This is a genomic window from Mesorhizobium sp. B3-1-6 (assembly GCF_006439555.1).
Lineage (GTDB): Bacteria > Pseudomonadota > Alphaproteobacteria > Rhizobiales > Rhizobiaceae > Mesorhizobium.
Genome location: NZ_VFTM01000055.1, coordinates 21245 through 27244, shown reverse-complemented (window position 1 = coordinate 27244; position 6000 = coordinate 21245). Strand labels below are relative to the sequence as shown.

The 6000-nt window shown below is 63.8% G+C and carries 8 protein-coding genes and 1 tRNA gene; all 9 read right to left on the bottom strand.

The annotated features are described in order from the left end of the window. Positions 1-85 precede the first annotated feature (85 nt). Positions 86-161 (bottom strand) — tRNA-Phe (locus FJ414_RS30355). A gap of 164 nt (positions 162-325) precedes the next feature. Continuing rightward, positions 326-547 carry a DNA gyrase inhibitor YacG gene (gene yacG / locus FJ414_RS30350; protein ID WP_140648029.1) on the bottom strand — a complete coding sequence of 74 codons (222 nt, stop codon included), beginning with the start codon at positions 545-547 and terminating at the stop codon, positions 326-328. Next, positions 544-1170, bottom strand: coding sequence for a Maf-like protein (locus tag FJ414_RS30345; RefSeq protein ID WP_140648028.1), 627 nt, complete (start codon positions 1168-1170; stop codon positions 544-546). The genes yacG and FJ414_RS30345 overlap by 4 nt, the downstream gene beginning before the upstream one ends. Positions 1171-1297: 127 nt before the next feature. Further along, positions 1298-1516 carry a translation initiation factor IF-1 gene (gene infA / locus FJ414_RS30340; RefSeq protein WP_006200926.1) on the bottom strand — a complete coding sequence of 73 codons (219 nt, stop codon included), beginning with the start codon at positions 1514-1516 and terminating at the stop codon, positions 1298-1300. Between the two features lie 176 nt (positions 1517-1692). Next, complete coding sequence (locus FJ414_RS30335; RefSeq protein WP_281405808.1) at positions 1693-2142, bottom strand: low molecular weight phosphatase family protein; 450 nt, start codon at positions 2140-2142, stop codon at positions 1693-1695. A 235-nt stretch (positions 2143-2377) separates the two neighbouring features. Further along, the gene (locus FJ414_RS30330) at positions 2378-2863 is read right to left on the bottom strand and encodes a UPF0262 family protein (protein WP_140648026.1); all 486 of its coding nucleotides are present in this window, start codon (positions 2861-2863) and stop codon (positions 2378-2380) included. A 2-nt stretch (positions 2864-2865) separates the two neighbouring features. After that, positions 2866-4158, bottom strand: a complete 1293-nt coding sequence (hisD, locus tag FJ414_RS30325; RefSeq protein ID WP_140648025.1) for a histidinol dehydrogenase — start codon at positions 4156-4158, stop codon at positions 2866-2868. Positions 4159-4165: 7 nt separating this feature from the next. After that, entirely contained in the window at positions 4166-4600 is a 435-nt protein-coding gene (locus FJ414_RS30320) for a DUF2948 family protein (protein ID WP_140648024.1), read from the bottom strand. A 92-nt stretch (positions 4601-4692) separates the two neighbouring features. After that, positions 4693-5985 carry a UDP-N-acetylglucosamine 1-carboxyvinyltransferase gene (gene murA / locus FJ414_RS30315; protein WP_140648023.1) on the bottom strand — a complete coding sequence of 431 codons (1293 nt, stop codon included), beginning with the start codon at positions 5983-5985 and terminating at the stop codon, positions 4693-4695. Between the last annotated feature and the right edge of the window lie 15 nt (positions 5986-6000).

Sequence of the window (6000 nt, the reverse complement as noted above, 5' to 3'; positions counted from 1 at the left end):
TCCAAAACCCCTTCGGGCCAAAAGTGTTACCCATGTCTCCGGTATAAACCGTAACCCATGTGTCCGGAACGGACCGAAGAAGGGATGGTGCCCAGAGGCGGATTCGAACCACCGACACGCGGATTTTCAGTCCGCTGCTCTACCAACTGAGCTATCTGGGCCTGTGCCGGCTAACGGGATGCGCCTGCCGGGTTTCGCGAAGGCGCCGGCGGCGCCCCTTGAAAGCGCGTGGGTTATAGCACGGGAATTCTGCCTGTCCAGCGCCTAGGTGTTGATTTCGTCAGGAAAGAAAAAACGCCGGGAAACGGCCCGTCGCCGGCTGCGCTCACGGCTCGTCCTTGGGCGTCGGGCCCGGCTTCGGGCTGCCCTCTTCTTCCTCTTCGCCGTCGCGGACGGGGATGACATAGGCGCCCTTCAGCCAGCGATTGAGGTCGATGTCCTTGCAGCGCGCCGAGCAGAACGGGTAGTGTTCGCGCGCCGAGGGTTTGCCGCATTCGGGGCAGGGCCGCTTCGGCCTCAGCGGCGTGACCTTGTCATCCAGACTCATGAGCGCGAAGCGTGCCAGTTCTGGTGCGCCTTGAAGCCTTCGCCCGCAAGCAGGGCCACGCTCTCGTAGAGCGGCAGGCCGACCACATTGGTGTAGGAGCCGACCAGCTTGACGACGAACGAGCCGGCCAGGCCCTGCACGGCATAGCCGCCGGCCTTGCCGCGCCATTCGCCCGAGGCGACATAGGCGTCGATCTCCTCGCGCGGCAGCCGCTTGAAGCGCACCCTGGTTTCCACCAGCCGCTGGCGCAGCTTGCCGCCGGGGGTGATCAGGCAGATGCCGGAATAGACCCGGTGCGAGCGGCCGGAAAGCAGGCCGAGGCAGTTGATGGCGTCGTCGATCGTCTCGGCCTTGGGCAGGATGCGCCGCCCGACCGCCACCACCGTGTCGGCGGCGAGGATGAAGGCGGGTGCATAGTCCTCCTCGCTCTTCAGCGAGGCCAGCGCCTTCTCGGCCTTGTCCTTGCAAAGGCGCTTGGCCAGCGAGCGCGGATGCTCCGCGCGCAGCGGCGTCTCGTCGACATCGGCGGGCAGCACCCGGTCCGGCTCAATGCCGGCCTGCTGCAGCAATTCGATGCGGCGCGGCGAACCCGAGGCAAGCACAAGCTTCTGCAGGATGCTCATGTGAGCATGATGCCGAAAAATGTGAAGCGGTTTTCGGGCGACATCATGCTCCACTCTTTGATTTGGAGCCGGATGATTTCAGGTCGAACAGACCTGAAATCATCCGGCTCTAGCTTCGCGCGGACTGTTACTTGAAACGGTAGGTGATGCGGCCCTTGGTCAGGTCGTAAGGCGTCATCTCGACCAGGACCTTGTCGCCGGTCAGCACGCGGATGCGGTTCTTGCGCATGCGGCCGGCCGTGTGGGCGATGATTTCGTGTTCGTTTTCGAGCTTCACGCGGAACATCGCATTGGGCAGCAGTTCGGTGACCACACCTGGAAACTCGAGGACTTCTTCCTTCGGCATTCGATACCTTTGCTTGGATGGGCGTTCCGGCGCCTAGAGCATGATGCCGAAAAGTGTGAAGCGGTTTTCGGACGACATCATGCTCTACTCTTGATCTGGAGTCGGACCTGAAATCATCCGACTCCAACCGGAATTTGCGCGGAACCTATATGATAATCATCCGCTTGTGAACAAGCTTAATCCGGGGCGCTTTCAGCCCCCGGTGCCGCAAAACGTCGACTTATGCGGGTTTTCAGCCGCTCGCGCACGTCGCGATAGGCGGCCATGATGTGCTCGCGCGTGCCGCCGGTGTCGGTCGGGTCGGGCATCGGCCAATATTCGACCTCGACGGCGAGCGATCGGGTGAGCTCGAGGGCCGCATGATGCGCTTCCGGCGCCAGCGTGACGATCAGGTCGAAATAGTCGTCTTCCAACTCCTCCAGCGTCCTGGGCTGGCGCTCGCCGAGCGACAGGCCCTCTTCGGCAAGCACCGCGTCGACGAACGGATCGCGCTCGCCGGCGCGCACGCCGGCGGAAGCGACGAAGGTGGTGGCGGGAAGCATGCGGCGCGCCAACTGTTCCGCGATCGGCGAGCGCACGGCGTTCATGCCGCACAGGAACAGGATCGAATGCGGCAGGGCGGCCACTAAAGCATGGTCCCAAAAAGTGGGAACCGGTTTTTGGAAAAGATCATGCTCCAACCAGAGAGCGTGATCCCGAACCGGAGGTCAGCGCACGCAAAAAGTGGGAACCGGTTTTTGGAGAAGATCATGCTCCAACAAAAGAGCATGATCCCGAAAAGTGGGAACCGGTTTTCGGAAAAGATCATGCTCCAACAAAGAATTAGATCAGGACGGTGTTTCAACGAAACATCATCCTGATCTAGCCTCGCCAGTGCAGCACGCAGACCAGCGTGAACAGCCGACGCGCCGTGTCGAAGTCGATCTCGATCTTGCCGGCGAGCCGGTCCATCAGCGTCTGCGAGCCCTCATTGTGCAGGCCACGCCGGCCCATGTCGATCGCCTCGATATGGCTCGGCGTCGAGGAGCGGATGGCCTCGTAATAGCTTTCGCAGATCAGGTAGTAGTCCTTGACGATGCGCCTCAGCGGCGTCAGCGACAGGATGTGGGTGACCACCTCGGCGCCGTTTTCACGGCTGACGGCGAAGACCAGACGTGACTCGGCCAGCGAAAGCTTCAGCCTGTATGGACCGGCGCCGTCATCATTGATCGGCCGAAACCTGTTCTCCTCGATGAGGTCGAAGATCGCCACGGCCCGCTCGTGCTCGACGTCGGGCGTCGAACGTCCGATCGATTCGTCGAGCTCGACGTCGATCAGCCTGTCGCGGATTTGGTCGTGGCCGGACATCGCTACATGTTCAACCTGATCGCGACGGAGCGGGCATGGGCATCGAGGCCTTCCGCCTTGGCAAGCGCGATCGCGGCGGGCGCCAGCGCCTTGAGCTGATCCGGCCCGAGCTTCAGGATCGAGGTGCGCTTGACGAAATCGAGCACGGACAGACCTGACGAGAAACGCGCCGAGCGTGCCGTCGGCAAAACGTGGTTGGAGCCGCCGACATAGTCGCCGATGACCTCCGGCGTATGGCGGCCGATGAACACGGCGCCCGCGTTGCGCATCCTGGAAAAGAAGCCCTCGGCATGGTCGAAAGCGAGCTCGACATGCTCGGCCGCGATCCTGTCGACCAGCGGCAGCGAGGCCTCCAGCGTCGGCACCAGGATCACCGCTCCGAAGTCGCGCCAGCTCGCGGCCGCTGTCTCGGCGCGCGGCAGCACCTCGAGCTGGCGTTCGACCGCCTGCTCCACCGCCTTGCCGAATTCGGCGTTGTCGGTGATCAGGATCGACTGCGCCGATATGTCGTGCTCGGCCTGTGCCAGAAGGTCGGCCGCGATCCAGTCCGGATCGTTGTCGGCGTCGGCCACCACCAGCACTTCCGACGGCCCGGCGATCATGTCGATGCCGACGGTGCCGAACACCTGACGCTTGGCTGCCGCGACATAGGCATTGCCCGGACCGACGATCTTGGCGACCGGCCTGATCGTTTCGGTGCCGTAGGCAAGGGCCGCAACGGCCTGCGCGCCGCCGACGCGGTAGATCTCGGAAACGCCGGCAAGGTCGGCGGCCACCAGCACCAGCGGATTGATGACGCCGCCCGAGGCCGGCACGACGATGACGATGCGCTCGACGCCGGCGACCTTCGCCGGCACGGCGTTCATCAGCACCGAGCTCGGATAGCTCGCCGTGCCGCCCGGCACGTAAAGGCCGACAGCTTCGATAGCCGTCCAGCGCGAGCCGAGCTCGACGCCGGCGGCATCCGTATAGCGGTCGTCCTTGGGCCTCTGCCGCTCGTGATGCGAACGGATACGCTCACGCGCGAATTTGAGCGCCTCGACGGTCGCCGGATCGGCCGCCTCATAGGCCTTGGCGATGTCGTCCTTCGAGACGGCGATGCCGAGCGCGTTGAGATCGGCTTTGTCGAACTTCAGCGTGTAGTCGATCAACGCCTTGTCGCCTTCGGCGCGCACGCGCTCGATGATGCCGCGCACCACGGCCTCGACGTCGGCAGACACCTCGCGCTTGGTGGTGAGGAAGGCCGAAAAGCGTTGCTCGAAATCGGCGTCCTGCTGTCGGAGCGTAATCGCCATTGCGCTTTTAGCCTCTGTGCACGGGTCGCGAGGTGGCTTCCCAGGAGCCGCCGACATCGGCAAGCCGTGCCTCGACGCATTCGACGTCGAGCATGATGGTGCCGCCGCCCGAAAACACCAGTTCGACGATGCCGGCCGGCTTGCTGATGGCGATGAAGCTGATCGCCAGCAGCGACAGCACCTCGGCCGGCTTGTCGCGCGCAATGCCGCTGGTCTTGGCGCCGAGTACGCGATCGAAATGCAGAACGCTCTGGCGCCGTTCATTGTGCTGGCGGAACAGGCCGGATTTCGCTTCCCAGACGAAGCGGTTCATGGTCAGCACGAAGCGCTTGGCCGCCGGCAGATATTCAAGATCGGAGACCTTTATCACGGCGTCCTGGACATGCGCCGAGACGATGCTCAGATCCTGTTCGTCGAGCGCGATGAGCTTGAGAGCTGCCATGCCGAATGCGCACCTGAAGGTTGATAATTCAGCCCTCTGTTATGCGGTCTTTCCCGCCGGTGCAACTCGCCCGAGGCAGATGCGGGTAAGCGTCAGCCCGAAATCCGCTCGATCACCGCGCCGCAGCCGGAAAGCTTCTCTTCCAGCCGCTCGAAGCCGCGGTCGAGGTGGTAGACGCGATTGACCGTGGTCTCGCCCTCGGCGGCAAGGCCGGCGATCACCAGCGACACCGAGGCGCGCAGGTCGGTCGCCATCACGGGCGCGCCCTTGAGCTTGGCGACGCCGTCGACAATCGCCGTCTGGCCGGAAAGCGTGATGTGGGCGCCCAACCGGGCGAGCTCCTGCACATGCATGAAGCGATTCTCGAAGATCGTCTCGGTGATACGCGACTTGCCCTTGGCCATCGTCATCAGGCCCATGAACTGCGCCTGCAGGTCGGTCGGGAAGGCGGGGAAGGGGGCGGTCGTGACGTCGACCGGCGCAATGCCGGCGCCGTTGCGCTTGACGCGGATTCCCTCATTGGTCGGCGTGATCTCCGCGCCGGTCTCGACAAGAACGTCGAGCGCGGTCTGCAACAGATCGGGTCGGGCGCCGTGGAGCATCACGTCACCGCCGGTCATGGCGACGGCCATGGCGTAGGTGCCGGTCTCGATGCGGTCGGGGATGACGCGCACGCGGGCGCCCGACAGCGCCTCGACGCCGTGGATGGTGATGGTCGAGGTGCCGGCGCCGTGGATCTTGGCGCCCATGGCGATCAGGCATTCGGCGAGATTGACGATTTCCGGCTCGCAGGCGGCGTTCTCCAGCACTGTCTCGCCCTTGGCGAGCGAGGCCGCCATCATCAGCACGTGGGTGGCGCCGACCGAGACCTTGGGAAACACGTAGCGATTGCCGATCAGGCGGCCGTTCTTGGTCTTGGCCATGACATAGCCATTGTCGACGTCGAGCTCCGCGCCGAGAACCTGCAGGCCCTCGAGGAACAGGTCGACCGGGCGCGTGCCGATGGCGCAGCCGCCGGGCAGCGACACCTTGGCCTCGCCCATGCGGGCAAGCAACGGTCCGATCACCCAGAAGGAAGCGCGCATCTTCGAAACAAGCTCATAAGGCGCGGTGGTGTCGACGATGTTGCGGGCCGAAAAATTGATCGTGCGCGAATAGCCTTCCTGCTGCTTTTCGCGCCGGCCGTTGACCGAGTAGTCGACGCCGTGATTGCCGAGGATGCGGATCAACTGCTCGACATCGGCCAGATGCGGCACGTTTTCGAGCGTCAGCGTATCGTCGGTGAGCAGCGAGGCGATCATCAGCGGCAATGCCGCATTCTTGGCGCCCGAGATCGGAATGGTACCGGCAAGCTCCTTGCCGCCGACAATTCTGATGCGATCCATGAGAAAACGTCCCCT